General features: G+C 39.1%; 15 protein-coding genes, 2 tRNA genes, 2 rRNA genes and 1 pseudogene. 13 read left to right on the forward strand and 7 right to left on the reverse strand.

The annotated features are described in order from the left end of the window. Positions 1-4 precede the first annotated feature (4 nt). The 3 genes from yidD to rpmH are packed head-to-tail and all read right to left on the reverse strand — an operon-like array spanning position 5 to position 891. On the reverse strand, positions 5-325 hold the full coding sequence (gene yidD, locus GTK57_RS05845) for a membrane protein insertion efficiency factor YidD (RefSeq protein WP_152873042.1): 321 nt from the start codon (positions 323-325) through the stop codon (positions 5-7). 9 nt (positions 326-334) lie between these two features. Next, entirely contained in the window at positions 335-727 is a 393-nt protein-coding gene (rnpA, locus tag GTK57_RS05850; protein ID WP_163124619.1) for a ribonuclease P protein component, read from the reverse strand. A 29-nt stretch (positions 728-756) separates the two neighbouring features. Next, positions 757-891, reverse strand: coding sequence for a 50S ribosomal protein L34 (gene rpmH / locus GTK57_RS05855; protein WP_067662597.1), 135 nt, complete (start codon positions 889-891; stop codon positions 757-759). A gap of 649 nt (positions 892-1540) precedes the next feature. On the opposite strand from rpmH, the gene dnaA reads away from it, so the two are divergent. The 5 genes from dnaA (at position 1541) to GTK57_RS05880 (ending at position 8319) form a co-directional block, all read left to right on the forward strand. Next, positions 1541-2914 (forward strand): chromosomal replication initiator protein DnaA, encoded by a 1374-nt coding sequence (gene dnaA, locus GTK57_RS05860; RefSeq protein ID WP_163121871.1) that lies wholly within the window; start codon positions 1541-1543, stop codon positions 2912-2914. A 106-nt stretch (positions 2915-3020) separates the two neighbouring features. Next, complete coding sequence (dnaN, locus tag GTK57_RS05865) at positions 3021-4169, forward strand: DNA polymerase III subunit beta (protein WP_163121873.1); 1149 nt, start codon at positions 3021-3023, stop codon at positions 4167-4169. Between the two features lie 27 nt (positions 4170-4196). After that, positions 4197-5279 (forward strand): DNA replication/repair protein RecF, encoded by a 1083-nt coding sequence (recF, locus tag GTK57_RS05870; protein ID WP_163121875.1) that lies wholly within the window; start codon positions 4197-4199, stop codon positions 5277-5279. 43 nt (positions 5280-5322) lie between these two features. Beyond that, a complete protein-coding gene (gene gyrB / locus GTK57_RS05875; RefSeq protein WP_163121877.1) occupies positions 5323-7791 on the forward strand; it encodes a DNA topoisomerase (ATP-hydrolyzing) subunit B in 2469 nt (822 codons plus the stop codon). Between the two features lie 162 nt (positions 7792-7953). Further along, on the forward strand, positions 7954-8319 hold the full coding sequence (locus GTK57_RS05880; protein WP_163121879.1) for a hypothetical protein: 366 nt from the start codon (positions 7954-7956) through the stop codon (positions 8317-8319). A gap of 68 nt (positions 8320-8387) precedes the next feature. Here GTK57_RS05880 and GTK57_RS05885 read toward each other — a convergent pair whose 3' ends face one another. Next, the gene (locus GTK57_RS05885) at positions 8388-10325 is read right to left on the reverse strand and encodes an ATP-binding cassette domain-containing protein (RefSeq protein WP_163121881.1); all 1938 of its coding nucleotides are present in this window, start codon (positions 10323-10325) and stop codon (positions 8388-8390) included. A gap of 310 nt (positions 10326-10635) precedes the next feature. Between GTK57_RS05885 and erpA the strand changes: the two genes are divergently transcribed. Then, the gene (erpA, locus tag GTK57_RS05890; protein ID WP_152873054.1) at positions 10636-10971 is read left to right on the forward strand and encodes an iron-sulfur cluster insertion protein ErpA; all 336 of its coding nucleotides are present in this window, start codon (positions 10636-10638) and stop codon (positions 10969-10971) included. Positions 10972-11041: 70 nt separating this feature from the next. Here erpA and GTK57_RS14660 read toward each other — a convergent pair. Beyond that, a pseudogene (locus tag GTK57_RS14660) lies at positions 11042-11956 on the reverse strand (LysR family transcriptional regulator). A gap of 117 nt (positions 11957-12073) precedes the next feature. Between GTK57_RS14660 and GTK57_RS05905 the strand changes: the two are divergent. After that, positions 12074-12826, forward strand: a complete 753-nt coding sequence (locus tag GTK57_RS05905; protein ID WP_163121887.1) for a DsbA family protein — start codon at positions 12074-12076, stop codon at positions 12824-12826. 1 nt (position 12827) lies between these two features. Then, positions 12828-13130, forward strand: a complete 303-nt coding sequence (locus tag GTK57_RS05910) for a monooxygenase (RefSeq protein ID WP_163121889.1) — start codon at positions 12828-12830, stop codon at positions 13128-13130. A 33-nt stretch (positions 13131-13163) separates the two neighbouring features. Here the strand turns inward: GTK57_RS05910 and GTK57_RS05915 are convergent, their stop codons facing one another. Together GTK57_RS05915 and GTK57_RS05920 are read right to left on the reverse strand one after the other, a co-directional pair. Continuing rightward, a complete protein-coding gene (locus GTK57_RS05915; protein ID WP_163121891.1) occupies positions 13164-13880 on the reverse strand; it encodes a methyltransferase domain-containing protein in 717 nt (238 codons plus the stop codon). Between the two features lie 97 nt (positions 13881-13977). Further along, positions 13978-15105 (reverse strand): anhydro-N-acetylmuramic acid kinase, encoded by a 1128-nt coding sequence (locus GTK57_RS05920; protein WP_152873064.1) that lies wholly within the window; start codon positions 15103-15105, stop codon positions 13978-13980. Between the two features lie 81 nt (positions 15106-15186). Here GTK57_RS05920 and tyrS point away from each other — a divergent pair, with 81 nt between their 5' ends. The 5 genes from tyrS to GTK57_RS05945 all read left to right on the forward strand — a co-directional run bounded on the left by tyrS (position 15187) and on the right by GTK57_RS05945 (position 22601). Then, positions 15187-16401 carry a tyrosine--tRNA ligase gene (gene tyrS / locus GTK57_RS05925; protein ID WP_163121893.1) on the forward strand — a complete coding sequence of 405 codons (1215 nt, stop codon included), beginning with the start codon at positions 15187-15189 and terminating at the stop codon, positions 16399-16401. Between the two features lie 1060 nt (positions 16402-17461). After that, positions 17462-18998 (forward strand): 16S ribosomal RNA (locus GTK57_RS05930). Between the two features lie 61 nt (positions 18999-19059). Beyond that, positions 19060-19136, forward strand: a tRNA-Ile gene (locus GTK57_RS05935). A gap of 71 nt (positions 19137-19207) precedes the next feature. Further along, positions 19208-19283, forward strand: a tRNA-Ala gene (locus tag GTK57_RS05940). A 422-nt stretch (positions 19284-19705) separates the two neighbouring features. Continuing rightward, a 23S ribosomal RNA gene (locus tag GTK57_RS05945) occupies positions 19706-22601 on the forward strand. The 16S and 23S rRNA genes sit together here with 2 tRNA genes alongside, the layout of an rRNA operon. Positions 22602-22674: the final 73 nt, after the last annotated feature.

Raw genomic sequence — 22674 nt, forward strand, 5'->3', positions numbered from 1 at the left:
TCAATTACCCCAAGTGGTTAGAGTGATTTTGGTTCATTAAACGATCACGAAAGGGTACAACAACGTGAAGCGTTTGAGAATCTATTTGCTGAAATGAAATAAAACGAATTACCTTAGGTGGGATTGGGTCATAACCCGATCCTCCCCATGGATGACAACGACAAATACGTTTAGTCGCCAGCCACACACCACGCACAGCTCCATGTGTATGGACTGCTTCCAATGAATATTGAGAACAAGTGGGGATATAACGACAGCGAGGTCCTAAAAGAGGACTAAGCGCAATCTGATAGAAACGAATAAACCAATGCAGTAAACGAACCATTGGCCATCTCTACTTTTGTGGGGATGGAACTATTTTGGAATGCTTTTTGGCAAGGCGTTGCAATTTTTGCCAAGCACTTTGTAATTGCTGATGCAATTCAGCGTTTGAAATTGTATCAATACCTATTTTAGGCATAACAACAATATCTAAATCATCTAATTGCTGTTGATGCAGGCGAAAACTTTCGCGAGCAAGACGTTTTACTCTATTTCTTTCATGTGCACGACGCACTTTCTTTTTAGCAACAACAATACCCAAACGGCTATTAGGCGATTCGGAATGTTTTGCTAAAAATAAGAAGTGGGGCTGATGCACTTTAAAAAGCGCACCATCAAACACACCTTTATAATCTGCAGCACAGCGTAATCGAACCTCTGCGCTGAAGCTATAAAGTTTTGTTATAACACCCAAGGTAATTATCCCTTAACTGATTAAACAGTTAAGCTCTGACGACCTTTTGCACGACGGCGAGCTAATACTTGACGACCAGCTTTAGTAGCCATACGAGCACGGAAACCATGAACACGCTTACGCTTTAATTCTGATGGTTGGAATGTACGTTTCATATTGAAACTCCAAAAATGATCTTACTATGAAGGTTCGCGATTTTAGTGCTCATTGCTTGAGCTGTCAATGAAAAATGAAACTTGTAACAAAAATGATGTTTTTAATGAAATACTAAAAAATAAAAAATAAATTTAAAAATGAAAAGTTACCAACAGGATAACTATTTGAATAATAAACTGTACTAAACTTAATAACAGGTTTAATCACAAGTTTATCAACAAGATTATATTTTTAAAAGCAGAACATTCAGTTTTAAATTTAAATTCAAAATTAACCAAAGTTACTAACAAAAGAGTGTGCTCTTATTATTAAATTCAAATTTATAAATTTAAATTTATTACTATTAGTGTCTTATTTTTCTGTGGAAATATGCTTTTACTTTTTTAATATTATATATTTATGTTGTGGATATCTATGTTTTTATAAAACTGAAACTTTGTGGATAACTTTGTGATATATTTTATCCACAGGTTGTTGATTATCTTATCCACACCTTGTTTGAATTTAAAAATATAGTTTGTTTTATTCTTTTTTTAACAAATACACTTTAATTTGCCATGACAGATGTGGATAACTTCGTTAGAATGGCGACCCGCTTTTGCGGTCTTGAATATTTTTAATACATCATGGAACGAATAGGGGGTTCGCATGCTTTGGACAGACTGCTTAACTCGTTTAAGACAAGAGTTATCTGGTAATGTCTTTACAATGTGGATTCGACCTTTAATTGCGGAAGAACTAAACGATACGTTACGTTTATACGCACCGAATCCTTATTGGACACGTTATATTCAGGAACATCATTTAGAGTTAATTTCAATATTGGCTGAACAATTGTCTGAAGGACGTGTTTGCAAGGTTGAAATTTTAGTTGACTCTAGACCTGGTGCGATATTGTCTGCAAATGAACAGCCAGCAACAACGACAGCTGCCTTAGAAACAGCACCAGTGATAAAACCTAAAAAAGAAAAAGAAGAAGTAAATGGTAAAAATAGCCGTAAGCGGTTACTTAACCCGTTGTTTACTTTTTCACTTTTTGTTGAAGGTCGTTCTAACCAAATGGCCGCTGAAACATGTCGTAAGGTTTTAACTCAGCCTGGGGCATCACAACATAATCCATTATTTTTATACGGTCCTACGGGATTGGGTAAAACACACTTAATGCATGCTGTGGGTAATGCTTTATTACAAGCAAAACCAAATGCACGTGTGATGTATATGACTGCTGAAAGTTTTGTTCAAGATTTTGTGAAGTCATTGCAACAAGGCAAAGTTGAAGAGTTTAAAAAGAATTGCCGTTCTTTAGATTTATTGTTAGTCGATGATATTCATTTATTAGCAGGTAAAGAAGCCAGTCTCGTTGAATTTTTTTATACGTTTAATGCTTTGTTAGATGAATCTAAGCAAATTATTTTAACTTCAGATCGTTATCCAAAAGAATTAACGGAGTTAGATCCACGATTAGTTTCTCGTTTCTCGTGGGGGTTGTCTGTTGGTGTTGAACCACCAGATATTGAAACGCGTATCGAAATTTTGTTGAAAAAAGCTGAAAGTAATGATGTTGATTTACCACGTAATTGTGCATTATTTATCGCACAACAAGTGGTTGCTAACGTTCGTGAATTGGAGGGTGCTTTAAACAAAGTTGTTGCTATTTCACGTTTTAAAGGAACACCAGTCGACTTAGATGTTGTGCGTGAGTCTTTGAAAGATGTTTTAGCGATTCGAGCTCGTACAATCAGTACTGAAAATATTCAGCGTGTTGTGAGTGAATATTTCCGTATTCCGTTAAAAGAAATGATTGGTCCAAAACGAACACGTATTTATGCACGACCACGCCAGTTAGCAATGGGTTTAGCCCGTGAATTAACGGGCGATAGTTTCCCTGAAATTGGGATGGCTTTTGGTGGTCGAGATCACAGTACGGTTATGCATGCATGTGAAAAAGTACTTAGTCTACGTGAGGAAGATCCGATCTTTAACGAGGACTATAAAAACTTGCAACGCTTGTTGCAAAGTTGATTGAATCTGTTCAAATTATGTTCTTGCAATGCGGTATTTTCTACCGCATAGTAGACTACTAAAAAATTTATTTATTATTAATCTTCAGTTGTTAGAGGAATGTATCGTGCGCTTGAAAATCGCCAAAGAAAGTTTATTGAATGTTCTATCACATGTTGTTGGAGCTGTAGAACGTCGCCATACTTTAAACATTCTTTCTAATGTGAAAGTTCAAGTAACTAATGAATCTTTAACAATTACAGGCTCAGATTTAGAAGTTGAGCTTGTTGCAAGTACACCTTTGCTTGATGGTGCTTGTTTGCAAGTGGGTGAAACGACTGTTCCTGCACGGAAGTTAGTCGATATTTGTAAATCTTTACCTACTGCTGCAATCATCGATCTTCAAATTACAGAAGATCAACGTTGTATTCTTAAGTCGGGAAATAGTCGTTTTGTATTGGGTACATTACCTGCAGAAGATTATCCACTTTTAGCGACTGAAAATGCACAAGGTACACAAGTATCTGTAACTCAGCGTGAATTAAAGCGTCTATTTGAAAAAACTGCATTTGCAATGGCAGTACAAGATGTACGTTTTTATTTAACGGGTACGTTATTAGAAATTGATCAAACACAACTTCGTGCTGTGACAACAGATGGTCACCGTTTGGCATTATGTGAAACAGCAGCATCTTCAACAGTGACTCAACCTGTTCAGGCGATTGTTCCTCGTAAAGCTGTAGGTGAACTGCAACGATTACTAAGTATTGAAGATGAGCAATTATCTTTACTTATTGGTCGTGAATTATTAAATGTGACCATTACTATCGCAAACCGAGATAAAGAGCAGGGCGATATTACTGTTCGTTTCACGACTAAGCTTATTGATGGTAAATTCCCTGATTATCGTCGTGTAATTCCACGTGGTGGCGACAAAATTGTTATGATTGCTCATGATGTATTTAAACAGTCTTTGCAACGTGTGGCAATTTTAAGTAATGAAAAACTGCGTGGTGTATTCTTAAACTTTAATGCAGATTCTTTACAACTCCGTGCGAATAACCCAGAGCAAGATGAAGCCATTGAAGATTTAGCCATTCAGTATACAGATGCTTCTTTAGAAATGTCATTTAATGCGCAATATTTAATTGAAGTATTAAGTGTTCTAGATGGTGATGATGTTTCTATTACCATGACAGAAGCAAATCAATCTGTATTGGTACAAGATCCTTCACAACAAGATCAAACCTATGTTGTGATGCCAATGCGTGTTTAATTTGCAGAATTTTTTTAAGAATCAATTATGCATATTACGCGTTTAAACATAGAACGTGTTCGAAACTTAAAAGCGGTTGCACTCTTCGAGTTGCAGCCGTTTAATGTCTTTTATGGACAAAATGGTTCAGGTAAGACATCAATTTTAGAAGCCATACATTTATTGGCAACAGGGCGTTCATTTAGAACACATATTCCAAAAAACTATATTCAAAATAACACGCAAGATGCACTTGTTTTTGCCCAATCTCTCACTGAAAAAATAGGGATGCAAAAAATGATGAGTGGTGAGCAAATTATAAAAGTGAATGGTGATAATGTTGCAACTCAAGGTCAGCTTGCAAAAATATTACCTTTACAACATATAGATCCACAAAGTTCAGACATTATAGATTATGGTGCAAAACCAAGACGTCAACTTTTAGATTGGATGATGTTCCACGTGGAACCTGAGTTTTATCATGCGTGGCAATATTATTCGAGAGCTTTAAAACAACGCAATAGTTTATTAAAAGCCAATAGACGTTTAACGCTTTCAGATTTAGAACCATGGAATGTAATGCTTAGTGAATATGGGGAAATTCTGCATAATCAGCGAGTAGGCGTTGTAGAAAAATGGAAGCAATATTTTGAGCAAGATTTAAAACAATTATTACCGCATTTAGATATTCAACTTGAATACAATGCGGGTTTTCGTGCAGAAACAGGTTTGCTGAACGATCTGACAAATCATCATTACAAAGATATTGAACGAGGCTATACTGAGTTTGGTCCACATAAAGCAGATTTACGTTTAAAGACGCCAACAGGCGATGCAGATGCTGTTCTTTCACGAGGACAAAAGAAATTACTTGTTATGGCGCTGAAGCTATCGCAGATTGCAATGCTACATGATTGCAATAAGGAAACTGTGGTATTATTAGATGATCTGACAGCAGAATTAGATTTAACCGCACAACAACGTTTAATTGAGCGATTGAGCCAACTTGGTAGTCAAGTTTTTATTACCACACTAGACCATGAATCAGTACAAAAGCACTTACATGATTTGTCTATCTCATATCAGTTATTCAATGTTGAAAACGGTACAGTTCAAGTTGTTGTGCATTAATTTTCCAAGTTTAGATAAACCTATTTTTCACTAGGGAGAAACCATGAGTTCAGAAGATCAAGCTGCTTCTCAAACAGAACAAACCACTGAAAAGGCTTATGACTCCTCTAGCATCAAGGTATTACGTGGCCTAGACGCAGTACGTAAGCGTCCAGGGATGTACATTGGTGATACTGATGATGGTACAGGCTTACACCATATGGTGTTTGAGGTTGTAGATAACTCTATCGATGAAGCTTTAGCAGGTCACTGTGATGAGATTTTAGTGACGATTCATGAAGATGAATCTGTTTCTGTTTCTGATAATGGTCGTGGTATTCCTACCGATATTCACCCTGAAGAAGGGGTTTCAGCAGCAGAAGTTATTTTAACGATTCTGCATGCTGGTGGTAAATTTGACGATAATAGCTATAAAGTTTCTGGTGGTTTACATGGTGTAGGTGTTTCAGTTGTAAATGCTTTATCTGAAAAACTACTTTTAAATATTCGTCGTGCAGGTAAAACCTACGAACAAGAATATCGTCATGGCGACCCTGTTTATAAATTACGTGAAACAGGTACAACAGATACTTCTGGTACAACTGTACGTTTTTATCCAAGTGCTGAAACATTTAGCCAAACCATTTTTAATGTCGATATTTTATCGCGTCGTTTACGTGAACTTTCGTTCTTAAACGCGGGTGTTCGCATTGTTATTCGTGATGAGCGTGTCAATCTTGAACATATTTTTGATTATGAAGGTGGATTGTCTGAGTTTGTTAAATATATTAACCAAGGCAAAACACATCTAAATGAAATTTTTCATTTTACTGTGGAAGCAGACAACGGCATTGGTGTTGAAGTTGCATTGCAGTGGAATGATACGTATCAAGAAAATGTACGTTGTTTTACAAACAATATTCCACAGAAAGATGGTGGTACCCATTTAGCTGGTTTCCGTGCAGCGCTAACTCGTGGTTTAAACAACTACATGGATAGCGAAAACATCCTGAAAAAAGAAAAAGTGGTTGTTTCAGGTGATGATGCTCGTGAAGGTTTAACTGCAATTGTTTCAGTTAAAGTACCAGATCCAAAATTCTCTTCGCAAACCAAAGAAAAATTAGTTTCAAGCGAAGTGAAAACTGCTGTTGAACAAGCAATGAATAAATCGTTCTCTGAATATCTTTTAGAGAACCCGCAAGCTGCAAAAGCAATTGCAGGGAAAATTATTGATGCTGCACGTGCACGTGATGCTGCGCGTAAAGCACGTGAAATGACACGTCGTAAAAGTGCATTAGATATTGCAGGTCTTCCGGGTAAATTGGCAGATTGCCAAGAGAAAGATCCAGCATTATCTGAACTGTACTTAGTCGAAGGTGACTCTGCGGGCGGCTCTGCTAAGCAAGGTCGTAACCGTAAGATGCAAGCAATTTTGCCATTGAAAGGTAAAATTCTAAACGTTGAACGTGCACGTTTCGATAAGATGATTTCATCGCAAGAAGTGGGTACGCTCATTACCGCATTGGGTTGTGGTATTGGTCGTGAAGAATACAATCCTGACAAATTGCGTTATCACAAAATTATTATCATGACCGATGCCGACGTCGATGGTTCGCACATTCGTACGCTACTATTGACTTTCTTCTTCCGTCAAATGCCTGAGCTTGTGGAACGTGGTTATATTTATATTGCGCAACCACCGTTGTATAAATTGAAAAAAGGTAAGCAAGAGCAATATCTTAAAGATAATGATGCGCTTGAAACTTACTTAATTTCAAATGCAATTGATGAGCTTGAATTACATATTAGTGGTGAAGCACCTGCAATTCGAGGCACAGCTTTAGCCAATGTGATTGCCGATTATCAAACATCTCAAAAGAGCTTACATCGTTTAACTTTACGTTATCCTGCAAGTTTGCTTGATGGTCTGTTGGCAATTGATGCATTTAAGCTTGACCAAACTCAAGATGATGCTTATGTACACCAATGGGGTGAGCAACTTCGTCAACATATCGAAGCAACTCAACCAAGCTTACGTCCAGAATTAACACTTGAAGCATTTGAGAAAGAAAATGCTGACGGTACTAAATTTACGACTTATTTACCTCGTATTACGATTTACGTTCATAACTTGCCGCATTCTTATTTACTAGATGCTGGTTTGTTGGGTTCTGGTGAATATGCTCGTTTATTAAAAAATTCGAAGAGCTGGTTTACACTGCTTGAAGATGGTGCGTATTTACAAAAAGGTGAGCGTAAAATTCCAGTCGCAAACTTCCATCAGGTTTGGCAAAACATTATTCAAGACTCGCGTCGCGGTATGATGATTCAGCGCTATAAAGGTCTGGGCGAGATGAATGCTGAACAGCTTTGGGAAACGACGATGGATCCTGAAAACCGTAACATGCTACAAGTTACTATTCAGGATGCGATTGAAGCAGACCGTATGTTCTCTTGCTTAATGGGTGATGATGTGGAACCACGTCGTGCATTCATTGAAGAAAATGCATTAAATGCAGATATCGATGCTTAATTGATATTCTTATAAAAAACAGCATCCTTAGGGATGCTTTTTTTATGTCTAATAAACAGAATACAAAATAAATATAAAATGTACTTTTATAAAATTGACTTATTTAATCAACATAATGATGATGGATGAAAAGAAATCCTGAATAACAGGAGGGATATTAGCGTGGATTATTTATTAGAACAAAGTCGTGATGCTTGGACCAATGCTTTTTTTACAGGAAACTATGAAGTTCTTGCTCAATATGAAGATGAAAACTTTAAAGTTATTTATGAGCAAGAGGGTCGTATCGAAAGCAATTATATGAGATATGACAGAATTGCGCATGCAGTTCAAAATGGTGTGTGGAAGCCGCGGAATCCAGATATTGAGTTCGAAGAATTTGAATATAATGATAAACAAAATGAATGTATTGTTTTGATTGGTTTTGAGCAAGATCGAAGTATGATTCAAGAACTGTGGATTTATGTGAGTAGTTGGAAAATTATAGAATTAAGATTTTTAAAAAAGAAGCATCAACTTACACAGTAAATATTAAAGATAATAAAAAACCGCAAAGTAATTGAGTTTATTTTGCGGTTTTTTAGTTTTACTAAAATTTAGTCTTCAAAAGAACTTTCAAGTTCTTCTAATTCCATCATTAATTCCAAAATAAGTTCTTCAGCAGTTTCAAGTTTTGCTTTTAACTCAGTTTGTTCATTCATGAGTTTAAGTAAGTCATTTTTACGACCTGCTTCATATAAACCTGTATCACCAAGTAGAACTTCAATTTCAGCTAAACGAGGTTGCGTTTTTGCAATGATAGCTTCATTCTTTTCGATATTTTTACGAATAGGGCGACCTAATTCACGACGACGTGCCGCTTCTTTACGTTGACCTTCTTTATCGAGTTTTGAAAGTGTAGGTTTAACTTCTACTTGAGATTTAACAGGTGTCGCAGGCTTTTGACCATTTTTCATCATATCGATACGAGCTTGGCGTAACCAATCTGCGTAAGCAACTAAGTCACCTTCAAACTCACGACTTTGACCGCCATGAACTAAAATAAGTTCATCACAAACACTTGCCACCAATTGACGTTCATGCGAAACCAAAACAACGGCACCTTCATAGTCTTGAAGAGCCATTGTTAATGCATGACGCATATCTAAATCTAAATGGTTTGTTGGTTCATCTAGAATTAAGACATTTGGACGTTGCCATACAATTAAAGCCAATGCTAAACGTGCGCGCTCACCACCAGAGAAACTTTCACTTGGCGTATCCATACGTTCGCCACTAAAGCCAAAGCTACCTAAGAATGAACGTAAAGATGCTTCACTAATTTTACGATCTGCGATACGTGCAAGCTGTAACATTGGGCTCGCATTGCCATCTAAAGCATCCATTTGATGCTGAGCAAAATAACCAATATTTAAAAGTTCTGAATCTTTGCGCTCACCTTGAATGAGTTTTAAATCGGCCACTAAAGATTTAATTAAAGTAGATTTACCCGCACCATTCATCCCTAATAAGCCAATACGACTTGTTGGTGTGATTTGTAAATTCACATTGGTTACAATTAGTTTGTCGCCATAACCAATATCGGCATGTTCTAACTGTAACAGTGGTGAACTCATTTTTGTTGGTTCACGGAATGAGAAAGTAAATGGTGTATCGACATGAGCTGCAGACAACTCTTGCATACGTTCAAGTTGTTTAATACGACTTTGCGCTTGCTTTGCTTTGGTTGCTTGAGCTTTAAAGCGGTCGATATATTTTTGTAAATGCGCACGTGTTTCAAGCTGCTTTTCATAAGCTTGTTGTTGTTGTGCTAAACGTTCACTACGGGTACGTTCAAATGTTGAATAGTTCCCTGTGTAAAGAATAAGCTCTTGATTTTCAATATGTAAAATATGATCGGTAATCGCATCTAAGAAATCGCGGTCATGTGAAATTAGAATTAACGTACCTTCATACGCTTTTAGCCAATCTTCAAGCCATAAAATTGCGTCTAAATCTAAATGGTTTGTTGGTTCATCGAGTAATAATAAGTCTGAACGGCTCATAAGAGTACGAGCAAGGTTCAAACGCATACGCCAACCACCAGAAAAGCTTGAAACATCAAGTTGAGATTGATGTTCAAAAAAACCTAAACCTGCCATTAATTGAGATGCTTTTGATGGTGCAGAATAACCATTAATTTCATCAAAACGACCATATAAATCTGCAAGCTCATTATCATTTAAGCTTTCAGGATGATCTAATTTTTCTTGAATACTCCAATATTCTTCATCGCCAGATAATACAAAATCAATTGCTTTCATATCTAAGGCTTTAATTTCTTGCGCCATATGAGCAACGGTCCAAACCGCTGGACGTGTTAAAGAGCCACCGTCAGATTCCATGCCACCCAATAATGCAGAAAATAATGTCGACTTACCGGCACCATTTACACCTGTTAAGCCAATTTTCCAACCGGGATGTAGTTGCATAGATGCTTTTTGAAATAAAACACGTCCACTACGACGTATAGAAAGTTGGTCTAACTGAATCATGGATTAGATTGAACATAAGCGAAAAGATGGCTTATTCTAAAGGAAGCGGGGCATAAAACAAAAAGAACAATGAATAATTTTATAAGTTTTATTAATTCATGTACTTATGGATGATCTAAAATATAAATAAGGAGAGATCTAATATTTGAATGTGCGCGAAATCATGATGTAAAAACTTAAAATAAACAATTCTGAGAAAAATACTCTGAATTAACATTGAATCGCAGATAACTGACCATATATTGTGTATGTTATACTTAACTTGTAGTCTTTTATTTAAAGACGTTTGAATTGTATTGAGGAATCCCACATGAATGCCCAAGCACTTGAGCTATCCGATAACGCTGCAAATAAAGTACGCCAATTGCGTGACAGTGAAGGTAACCAAGACTTAATGCTACGTGTTTATGTAACGGGTGGAGGTTGTTCTGGTTTCTCTTATGGTTTTAATTTTGCAGAAAGCCAAAATGAAGATGATGCTGAATTTTTAAATGGCGATGTGAAAATGCTTGTAGACTCATTGAGCTATCAATATTTGGTTGGTTCAGTTGTCGATTATATTGAAGGTTTAGAAGGTTCACGTTTTGTGGTACAAAACCCAAATGCAACAACAACATGTGGTTGTGGTTCTTCTTTCTCGATTTAATACAAAAACGAATATATAAAATGCAAAAAGCCCTCAATTTTGAGGGCTTTTTTTGAAGTTAAAAAATAGATTAACTCATTTTTAAATAATTGATTTGTTTTGGAATTTTCTGTTTTAGAAAATCTAAGCATAATCTTAAAGCCAATGTTCTATATTGACGACTTGGCGTAACAATAAAAACATCTTCTTGAGATAGATGCCAGTCGGGTAAAACGTGTATTAATTGCTTTTGTGCTAATAAAGTAGCAACTTGAATTTCAGCGACCGTAGCAATGCCTAAATCGGCTTGAACTGCAGCCAATGCATGTTCAGATGGTGTTATAGTTAAACGACTATGTGTTTGAATGATTTTAACTTGTTGTTCTTGAAGTAATTTTATTTTAGTCACAGTTCAATTATGTGAAATTAATCGATGCGTTTGTAAGTCTTCAGGTTCGTTAGGAATACCATAAACTTCTGCATAATGAGGGCTCGTGCATAAAATGCGTCGAACAGATCCCACATGTTGCGCATATAAATTAGAGTCCGTTAAATGACCAATACGAATGGCAAAATCGAAACCTTCAGCAATTAAATCGACCTTTTTATCATTTAAGTCGATATCAATTTCAATTTGTGGATACTCGCGAAGAAATTTAGCAATAAGTGGTAAAACAACTAATTTCCCAAATGTTCCCGATGCTGCGATTCGAATACCACCTTTGGGTTGCATCTCCAAATTTGTTAAATCGTGAGTAACTGTTTCTATTTGCTGAAAGATAGGGGAAATTTCTTTTAAAAAGAGCTTTCCTGCATCGGTTAGTGAAGATGCATTGGTATTTCGGTTGAGGAGTTTAATTTCCAAAATACTTTCAAGGCGTGATAACCGATTTGATAAAGTCGATTTAGCAATATCATATCGTCTTGCAGCAGCAGATAGGCTTCCTGCTTCTGCAATTAAAACAAACCAATATAGATCATCTATGGAGTAGGGTAAGCTGTTCATATTTTCGAACAAGACCTTTCATTTTTATTGTCTATGCACATCATTATAGAACAGCTAACTTATGTCAAACGGTCATTTGTACCGATCAAAAGATAGAATGATATAAGGAGAGTCACCATGACTTTAAGCTGTGATGTTGAAACTGGTACTTGTAGCGTAAGCGATTTAGCACCTAAAAAATCAATGCAAGAAAGAGAATATAAACACGATATGTCTTTAATTTATATTGGAGATCCAATGTGTTCATGGTGCTGGGGTTCATCAAGTATTGTAAAAGATGCTCGTGAATTAGCATTAGATAAAGGAATTCAGTTTTCTGTCATTGTTGGTGGTTTACGTCCAGGTGGAGGCGATGAATGGAATGATTCAATAAAACGCTTTTTACGTAAAGAATGGAGCAATATTCAACAAGCAACCAAACAGCCATTCAGTTTTAAAATTTTAGATCGTGAAGAATTTAATTACGATACAGAACCTTCTTGTCGTGCTGTGTATGTTGCTCGTGATTTATGGTTAGGTGAAGATGATAATGATCGGAAATTATTAGAATTTTTCTCTGCAATTCAGTATAAATTTTATGTGGGTGGAGAGGATCCAACTTCATTAAATTTTTATCAATCTATTTGTGAAGAACATGGTGTTGATTTTGCTCAATTTTCACAAAAATTTGAATCTGAAGAAATGAAAGATAAAACGTATGAAGAGTTTCAACTAAACCGCGGTTGGAATATTAAGGGCTTTCCAAGTTTTGCATTACGAATTGGTAATCAGGTGACGCCAATTGGCAGTGGCTACATGCAAATAGAAACAATTAATAAAGCAATAGAAACTGCAATTACTCAAGTTGAGCAGAATAAATTAGGACAATAATATGGCATATATTTTACAAGTCGATTTTCCATATCAGGGGCCTTGGGGCTCCGATATGGAACAATTTATGCAACCTTTGGCAGAATCTATTGCATTAGAAAAAGGTCTGATTTGGAAAATTTGGACGGAAAATCAAAGTTTAAATGAAGCAGGAGGGGTTTATTTGTTTACGAATCCTGTGGATGCTCAACGTTATATTGAGCGACATGAAAAGCGGTTAAATGAAAATGGGATACATCAGATTCGATATAAAATATTTCATGTGAATCAAAACATATCCCATTTAAACCGAGCACCTGTTTAACAAGCAAAAGGATATTTTCATCATTAAAATGAATTACCAAATTTTGATATATTCGCCGGGTTTATATTGGCAGTTAATAAGATTTGCAATATTTAAACCCATTTGATAGTTAAAATTTTTATTGGCTATCGGTTGAAAAAAATCAATATAGTCTAGGCTAATTTTGCCAAGAACAAATCCTCCGATGAGTGGTTCGTTAATCGAATACATTTTGGGAATTAAAGCCATCATTGATGTTGCAGGAACAGCTATCAAGTGTTCTTCTAAGTCATCATCTTGTATTGTGTCTTGAGGGAAAAACCATAATGGTGTGCTAATAAATAGAAAAGCATCGTCTCTCATAGAAGATAATAGTGTTCGTAAGAGCCATTTAGCTGTTTCAATATCTAAATGTTCAATAACGTCTAATAAGCAAATAAGATCATATTTTTTAAATTGCTCAGATGGAATATTCTGTGCAAGTCCATGCCAGACGTTGCGATAAATTCTTTTATTAAATAGGTCTGTATTATTACAATTTGGCTCAAAACCATCAATTCCATCAACAGACCAATGTTTTATTAAAGGATTATCTTTGATTAATTGACCTAAATTTCCATCACCAAAGCCAATATCTAGAACTTGAATAGCCTGAGAGTTATCGTCAAAAATATGAGTAACAAGACCTTTGGGTGATAGAGAGTTACCTCTTGAAATTTGGTTGGTGATGATGCTTTGAATAATATTGTATTCACTTACAAATTTTTTCATTTTAATTAATATAAAGTTTTATTTTGTCGCAAATATACATGAGATATATAAAATAATCTATTTTACATATCTCAATTTTATTTTAAGACATTTAATATTATAAGGACGTTATAGTTCCTAATACTCTGTAACCCTGAGCTCCTGTTACGCTTGGTAAATTACCGCTTAATTGGTTCATAAAACGCATTGCTAACCAAGCAAAAGCAGTTGCCTCAACCCAAGTTGGGTTTAAACCTAAATCGGCTGTACTTTGAACAGTCCATTCATGTTTACGCAAGCGCCAACGAAGTTGCTCAAGTAAATGTGAATTGTAGGCGCCACCACCACAGACATAAACTTCACCTGTTTCCATATCGGAACGGTAAATGGCCTTTTTAATTGCACGGGTGGTAAGTTTCATGAGTGTTGCTTGAATATTTTCAGGCGTATCTTCTAATTCGTTATATTCTAAATCACTGCGCCAATCTAAAATTTGTTCATCTAACCATTCCAAATTAAAGTCTTCACGACCTGTACTTTTTGGCGGTTCTTTAGAGAAAAATTCATGTGCTTGTAAACGGTCTAATAAGCTACGAATAGCCGTGCCATAAGCTGCCCAATTGCCATTTTCATCGTATGGTTGACCTGTATAACGATGGCACCACGCATCCATTAAAATATTTGCAGGCCCAGTATCGAACCCAAATACATCTTCAGGTTTGCCCGCAGGTAACATGCTGACATTGGCAATTCCACCCAAATTTAAAATTACGCGATGGATGCTGTCATGTTGGAAAATATCTTGGTGAAATGCAGGAACTAAAGGTGCACCTTGACCGCCTGCTGCCATATCACGACGTCGAAAATCTGAAATGACAGGAATTTTTGTGATTTCTGTAATGATGTTCGGATCGCCAATTTGCAAGGTAAAACCATGTTCTGGTCTGTGGCGAATGGTTTGTCCATGCGAACCAATTGCTTTGATTTTTGTTCTATCTAAATTATTTTCTTGAATAAGTGTGTTAATTCCAGCACCAATCATGTTTGCAAGTGCTACATCTGCTTTTCCCATACGGTCAATTTCGTTGTCATCGGGCAGCGTTAGTGCCATCAGTTCATCACGTAAATCTGGGTCAAATGGCAAAGTTAGTGTGGCATGAAGCTGTAAAGGATCAAAAGAAGCAGCAACAATATCGACACCATCCATGCTTGTGCCAGTCATTACCCCAATATAGATCGCTGTCATGATGATTCTTAAGCCTGCAATGTGCTGAAAAAATGTTAGTATATCGCACAAATTGAATAACTGACGTATTTGGGTTTTGTGATGTCAAATTTCCTGCCAGCTGAAGAACAACTTGCCCTCATCCAACGAGGCACTCATGAAATTATCTCTGAAGAGGATCTGTTAAAGAAACTTAAAGAGAACCGTCCTTTAAAAGTTAAGGCGGGTTTTGATCCTACAGCTCCAGACCTTCACTTAGGTCATACTGTACTTATTAATAAGTTAAAAGTATTTCAAGATTTGGGTCATGAAGTATTGTTCTTAATTGGTGACTATACTGCGATGATTGGCGACCCGACTGGGAAAAGCGCTACGCGTCCGCCATTGTCACGTGAACAAGTTTTAGAAAATGCCAAAACTTATCAAGAACAAGTTTTTAAAATTCTTGATCCAAATAAAACAAAAGTTGTTTTTAACTCTGAATGGTTTGCAGAAAAATCTGCAGCAGATTTAATTCAACTAGCATCACAACAAACTGTTGCGCGTATGTTAGAACGTGATGACTTTACAAAGCGTTATAACAATCATCAGCCAATCGCGATTCACGAGTTCTTGTATCCACTTGTACAAGGTTATGACTCTGTTGCATTAGAAGCCGATGTTGAGCTTGGTGGTACAGACCAAACCTTTAACTTACTCATGGGGCGTACGTTACAAGGTCGTTATGATCAAGAAGCGCAAGTATGTATTACTGTGCCAATTCTTGAAGGTTTAGATGGCGTAAATAAAATGTCTAAATCTTTAGGTAACTATATTGGTGTATTTGATGCGCCAGGTGCGATGTACCAAAAAGTACTTTCAATGCCAGATGCTTTAATTGAACGTTATTTTGATCTTTTAAGTTTCAAAACAATTGAAGAAATTCAACAGTTATTAAAAGAAGTCGCTGAAGGTCGTAATCCACAAGAAGTGAAGAAGATACTTGCTCTTGAATTAGTAGAGCGTTTCCACGGTGCGGAAGCTGCTGCAAATGCACATAAAGGTGCAGGTAACTTAATTACAGAGGGTGAATTACCAGAAGGTACGCCAGAAGTGACTATTTCACGTGGTGAATTTGGTGGTGAGATGTTCATCACGTCAATTTTACGTGAAGCAGGTTTAACGAAAAATGCAGCACAAGCAAAAGATGCTTTAGGTCGTGGCGCTGTAAAAGTCGATTGGCAAACCATTGATACAACATTCTCTGTAAAAGAAAATGTAACTTTAATTATCCAAGCAAGTAAAAAAGCGATCGCTAAAGTGACATTCACAGACTAAATATTTTTGTGTTGCTATTTAAGCTATTGAATATAAAGCAGACTAAGTGTCTGCTTTATTTTTATTTATATCTATATATTGAATAAGTAACTTCAAAAAAACCTTATAAAAAAGACACTTAAATTTACCTAAAGGTGTTGATTTTAATGAAAGGGATGTTTAAGCTCTAGAAGTCTAGAAATTCGTATATATGAAACATCTAGAGGGTAAATATAAAAAGCTTTATTAAGTTTTTCTCTTCCCTAAAAGAGATAACTTTAGTCGATAACTACAACAACAACAGAATGAATCCTAAACCGATTCAACTATAGGGAGAGATTTTGGGAGAGATCTCTTTCTTTTTTTTATCCAAAATTTAAGATTCTACTTATATATCTAATGTTCTCTGCATAAAAGCCATCTTAATTCTAGCTATTACGGCTCATTCTTCATGACAAAAATGCAATTTGGCTACAATGTCATCAATAATGACCTTCATATAGAAACAAACTTATAAAAATATGCAAATAAGCATTCTCACTATTAAAGAAAGATCGATGTTTTGAGCCTGATCTTTAGGAAAGATGTAGAAAATGATGAGAAATTTCAAAATTAAGGTGGATATACAGGAAAAGAATGTAGGAAATTAAGTAGAAGATGAAAATAAATTTCAAAATAAAATCGGTTTTTGACCCTAAAACGTATAAAAAATAGCTAGAAAAACAAAAAAATGCTACTTTTTGCCGAAAAATAATACATACGTGAAAAATATTGCTAAATAGGGGTTGCAATGATTCTGAAATCATCTAGAATGCACCCATACCGACGAGATAGACGGAAACGAACGAAGCACGAAGTGCTGAGTTGTTGAGTATATTGAGTCCAGCTTCTAGCACTGACGAGGTGTTAGAAAGATCATTAAGAGATTATGAAGAACAACTTGTGTGGATTTTTACTGGTTGATCGATCGAAATTATTTTCATTGATTGAATGGTAGAAATTACTCGAAGTTTATTTGAGAAATATTTGTCAGAAAATTGATGAGCCAAGATTGGTGCCCTTTAAGGCACTAAGCAATATTAAACTGAAGAGTTTGATCATGGCTCAGATTGAACGCTGGCGGCAGGCTTAACACATGCAAGTCGAGCGGGGAAAGGTAGCTTGCTACCTAACTTAGCGGCGGACGGGTGAGTAATGCTTAGGAATCTGCCTATTAGTGGGGGACAACAGTTGGAAACGGCTGCTAATACCGCATACGCCCTACGGGGGAAAGCAGGGGATCTTCGGACCTTGCGCTAATAGATGAGCCTAAGTCAGATTAGCTAGTTGGTGGGGTAAAGGCCTACCAAGGCGACGATCTGTAGCGGGTCTGAGAGGATGATCCGCCACACTGGGACTGAGACACGGCCCAGACTCCTACGGGAGGCAGCAGTGGGGAATATTGGACAATGGGGGGAACCCTGATCCAGCCATGCCGCGTGTGTGAAGAAGGCCTTTTGGTTGTAAAGCACTTTAAGCGAGGAGGAGGCTACTTAGATTAATACTCTAGGATAGTGGACGTTACTCGCAGAATAAGCACCGGCTAACTCTGTGCCAGCAGCCGCGGTAATACAGAGGGTGCGAGCGTTAATCGGATTTACTGGGCGTAAAGCGTGCGTAGGTGGTCTTTTAAGTCGGATGTGAAATCCCTGAGCTTAACTTAGGAATTGCATTCGATACTGGGAGACTAGAGTATGGGAGAGGATGGTAGAATTCCAGGTGTAGCGGTGAAATGCGTAGAGATCTGGAGGAATACCGATGGCGAAGGCAGCCATCTGGCCTAATACTGACACTGAGGCACGAAAGCATGGGGAGCAAACAGGATTAGATACCCTGGTAGTCCATGCCGTAAACGATGTCTACTAGCCGTTGGGGTCTTTGAGACTTTAGTGGCGCAGCTAACGCGATAAGTAGACCGCCTGGGGAGTACGGTCGCAAGACTAAAACTCAAATGAATTGACGGGGGCCCGCACAAGCGGTGGAGCATGTGGTTTAATTCGATGCAACGCGAAGAACCTTACCTGGTCTTGACATAGTAAGAACTTTCCAGAGATGGATTGGTGCCTTCGGGAGCTTACATACAGGTGCTGCATGGCTGTCGTCAGCTCGTGTCGTGAGATGTTGGGTTAAGTCCCGCAACGAGCGCAACCCTTTTCCTTATTTGCCAGCACTTCGGGTGGGAACTTTAAGGATACTGCCAGTGACAAACTGGAGGAAGGCGGGGACGACGTCAAGTCATCATGGCCCTTACGACCAGGGCTACACACGTGCTACAATGGTCGGTACAAAGGGTTGCTACCTCGCGAGAGGATGCTAATCTCAAAAAGCCGATCGTAGTCCGGATCGCAGTCTGCAACTCGACTGCGTGAAGTCGGAATCGCTAGTAATCGCGGATCAGAATGCCGCGGTGAATACGTTCCCGGGCCTTGTACACACCGCCCGTCACACCATGGGAGTTTGTTGCACCAGAAGTAGGTAGTCTAACCGTAAGGAGGACGCTTACCACGGTGTGGCCGACGACTGGGGTGAAGTCGTAACAAGGTAGCCGTAGGGGAACCTGCGGCTGGATCACCTCCTTAACGAAAGATTGACGATTGGTAAGAATCCACAACAAGTTGTTCTTCATGAAGATGTATCTGAGGGTCTGTAGCTCAGTTGGTTAGAGCACACGCTTGATAAGCGTGGGGTCACAAGTTCAAGTCTTGTCAGACCCACCAAATCTGACTAACGCAGTATGAGAGTACTGAGCAAACAGAAAGCAAAGATACATTGAATCTAATGATAAGCTGGGGACTTAGCTTAGTTGGTAGAGCGCCTGCTTTGCACGCAGGAGGTCAGGAGTTCGACTCTCCTAGTCTCCACCATCACATCATTGACTACTTGGTAGTCAAATGAATGTAAGATGAGCTAAGAAACATACAAACAGCTAGATAGCTTATAGAGATTAACAAGTATAAGCGTTAATATACGCGGACTTGGTAATCTCTGTGATTTATCACAGTTTCTAGACCTGACGAAGGCTAGAGCAATCATTAACAGATTAATTTGAGTTGAAATAAATTGTTTAAGGCTCAGAACTGAATTGAATTTAGCAGTAACTTGTTACTGTTGAGTGAAATGAAGAACTGAGAAACTAGCGATTAACTGAATCAAGCGTTTTGGTATATGAATCTAATAGAAGCTGTACTGTAGTTAAATCTACGGACAACAAACTGTATGAGTGTGTTGAAAGACACAATCTGTTGTTATCCTCCTTGTAGGGATTAACGACTGTTTGGGGTTGTATAGTCAAGTAATTAAGTGCATGTGGTGGATGCCTTGGCAGTCAGAGGCGATGAAAGACGTAATAGCCTGCGATAAGCTCCGGGGAGGCGGCAAATATCCTGTGATCCGGAGATTTCTGAATGGGGAAACCCACTTAGCATAAGCTAGGTATCATACACTGAATACATAGGTGTATGAGGCGAACGAGGGGAAGTGAAACATCTCAGTACCCTTAGGAAAAGAAATCAATTGAGATTCCCTCAGTAGCGGCGAGCGAACGGGGAACAGCCCATTAAGTCATATAAGCTTTAGTGGAACGCTCTGGGAAGTGCGACCGTAGTAGGTGATAGTCCTGTACACGAAAGGGCTTATATGATGATGACGAGTAGGGCGGGGCACGTGAAACCTTGTCTGAATATGGGGGGACCATCCTCCAAGGCTAAATACTCCTGACTGACCGATAGTGAACCAGTACCGTGAGGGAAAGGCGAAAAGAACCCCTGTGAGGGGAGTGAAATAGATCCTGAAACCGCATGCATACAAGCAGTGGGAGCCGGCATTGCGTCCGGTGACTGCGTACCTTTTGTATAATGGGTCAGCGACTTATGTTCAGTAGCGAGGTTAACCGAATAGGGGAGCCGTAGAGAAATCGAGTCTTAATAGGGCGAATTAGTTGCTGGGCATAGACCCGAAACCAGGTGATCTATCCATGAGCAGGTTGAAGGTTGGGTAACACTAACTGGAGGACCGAACCCACTGTCGTTGAAAAGCCAGGGGATGACTTGTGGATAGGGGTGAAAGGCTAATCAAACTTGGTGATAGCTGGTTCTCCCCGAAAGCTATTTAGGTAGCGCCTCGGACGAATACCATTGGGGGTAGAGCACTGTTTCGGCTAGGGGGTCATCCCGACTTACCAAACCGATGCAAACTCCGAATACCAATGAGTACTATCCGGGAGACAGACTGCGGGTGCTAACGTCCGTAGTCAAGAGGAAAACAATCCAGACCGCCAGCTAAGGCCCCAAAATTGTAGTTAAGTGGGAAACGATGTGGGAAGGCATAGACAGCTAGGAGGTTGGCTTAGAAGCAGCCACCCTTTAAAGAAAGCGTAATAGCTCACTAGTCGAGTCGGCCTGCGCGGAAGATGTAACGGGGCTAAAACTACATGCCGAAGCTGCGGATTTGCAATTTATTGCAAGTGGTAGGGGAGCGTTCTGTAAGCCGATGAAGGTGTATTGAGAAGTATGCTGGAGGTATCAGAAGTGCGAATGCTGACGTGAGTAACGACAAAGCGAGTGAAAAACTCGCTCGCTGAAAGACCAAGGGTTCCAGTCCAACGTTAATCGGGGCTGGGTGAGTCGACCCCTAAGGCGAGGCCGAGAGGCGTAGTCGATGGGAAATTGGTTAATATTCCAATACTTCTGTGTAATGCGATGAGAGGACGGAGAAAGTTAAGTCAGCCTGGCGTTGGTTGTCCAGGTGAAAGGTTGTAGGCATGTATCTTAGGCAAATCCGGGGTACTCTATGCTGAGAACTGATAGCAAGCTAATTTATTAGCGAAGTGGCTGATACTATACTTCCAGGAAAAGTCTCTAAGCTTCAGTTACACAGGAATCGTACCCGAAACCGACACAGGTGGTCAGGTCGAGTAGACCAAAGCGCTTGAGAGAACTCTGCTGAAGGAACTAGGCAAAATGGTACCGTAACTTCGGGAGAAGGTACGCTGTCGACGGTGACGGAATTTACTTCCTGAGCGGTTGACAGCCACAGAAACCAGGCCCCTGCAACTGTTTATTAAAAACATAGCACTCTGCAAACACGAAAGTGGACGTATAGGGTGTGATGCCTGCCCGGTGCTGGAAGGTTAATTGATGGGGTTAGCGTAAGCGAAGCTCTTGATCGAAGCCCCAGTAAACGGCGGCCGTAACTATAACGGTCCTAAGGTAGCGAAATTCCTTGTCGGGTAAGTTCCGACCTGCACGAATGGCATAATGATGGGGGCGCTGTCTCCAGCAGAGACTCAGTGAAATCGAATTCGCCGTGAAGATGCGGTGTACCCGCGGCTAGACGGAAAGACCCCGTGAACCTTTACTGCAGCTTGACATTGAACTTTGATCTTACTTGTGTAGGATAGGTGGGAGGCTTTGAAGTCGTGACGCTAGTTGCGATGGAGCCAATCTTGAAATACCACCCTGGTAATATTGAGGTTCTAACTCTGCTCCATAATCTGGAGCGAGGACCATGTCTGGTGGGTAGTTTGACTGGGGCGGTCTCCTCCTAAAGAGTAACGGAGGAGTACGAAGGTGCGCTCAGCGTGGTCGGAAATCACGCGTAGAGTATAAAGGCAAAAGCGCGCTTAACTGCGAGACCCACAAGTCGAGCAGGTACGAAAGTAGGTCTTAGTGATCCGGTGGTTCTGTATGGAAGGGCCATCGCTCAACGGATAAAAGGTACTCTGGGGATAACAGGCTGATACCGCCCAAGAGTTCATATCGACGGCGGTGTTTGGCACCTCGATGTCGGCTCATCTCATCCTGGGGCTGAAGCAGGTCCCAAGGGTATGGCTGTTCGCCATTTAAAGAGGTACGCGAGCTGGGTTTAGAACGTCGTGAGACAGTTCGGTCCCTATCTACCGTGGGCGTTGGAAATTTGAGAGGATCTGCTCCTAGTACGAGAGGACCAGAGTGGACGAACCTCTGGTGTACCGGTTGTGACGCCAGTCGCATCGCCGGGTAGCTATGTTCGGAAGGGATAACCGCTGAAAGCATCTAAGCGGGAAGCCTACCTCAAGATAAGATTTCCCAAGGACTTTATGTCCTCTAAAGAGCCGTTGAAGACTACGACGTTGATAGGTTGGATGTGGAAGTGCAGTGATGCATGAAGCTGACCAATACTAATTGCTCGTGAGGCTTGACTATACAACACCCAAACAGTTGTTGTTTCGAAAGATTTCAAAGCAAAATGCTTGATTTAGTGAACGCTAGAACTTAA

The organism is Acinetobacter portensis (genome assembly GCF_010646905.1).
Classification (GTDB): domain Bacteria; phylum Pseudomonadota; class Gammaproteobacteria; order Pseudomonadales; family Moraxellaceae; genus Acinetobacter; species Acinetobacter portensis.

Bases quoted from the DNA above. Each gene is read 5' to 3' on its own strand.
- dnaA (WP_163121871.1), top strand. From the start codon at position 1,541: ATGCTTTGGACAGACTGCTTAACTCGTTTAAGACAAGAGTTATCTGGT.
- tyrS (WP_163121893.1), top strand. From the start codon at position 15,187: ATGTCAAATTTCCTGCCAGCTGAAGAACAACTTGCCCTCATCCAACGA.
- GTK57_RS05910 (WP_163121889.1), top strand. From the start codon at position 12,828: ATGGCATATATTTTACAAGTCGATTTTCCATATCAGGGGCCTTGGGGC.
- rpmH (WP_067662597.1), bottom strand. From the start codon at position 891: ATGAAACGTACATTCCAACCATCAGAATTAAAGCGTAAGCGTGTTCAT.
- recF (WP_163121875.1), top strand. From the start codon at position 4,197: ATGCATATTACGCGTTTAAACATAGAACGTGTTCGAAACTTAAAAGCG.
- gyrB (WP_163121877.1), top strand. From the start codon at position 5,323: ATGAGTTCAGAAGATCAAGCTGCTTCTCAAACAGAACAAACCACTGAA.
- GTK57_RS05885 (WP_163121881.1), bottom strand. From the start codon at position 10,325: ATGATTCAGTTAGACCAACTTTCTATACGTCGTAGTGGACGTGTTTTA.
- GTK57_RS05915 (WP_163121891.1), bottom strand. From the start codon at position 13,880: ATGAAAAAATTTGTAAGTGAATACAATATTATTCAAAGCATCATCACC.
- erpA (WP_152873054.1), top strand. From the start codon at position 10,636: ATGAATGCCCAAGCACTTGAGCTATCCGATAACGCTGCAAATAAAGTA.
- yidD (WP_152873042.1), bottom strand. From the start codon at position 325: ATGGTTCGTTTACTGCATTGGTTTATTCGTTTCTATCAGATTGCGCTT.
- GTK57_RS05905 (WP_163121887.1), top strand. From the start codon at position 12,074: ATGACTTTAAGCTGTGATGTTGAAACTGGTACTTGTAGCGTAAGCGAT.
- GTK57_RS05920 (WP_152873064.1), bottom strand. From the start codon at position 15,105: ATGACAGCGATCTATATTGGGGTAATGACTGGCACAAGCATGGATGGT.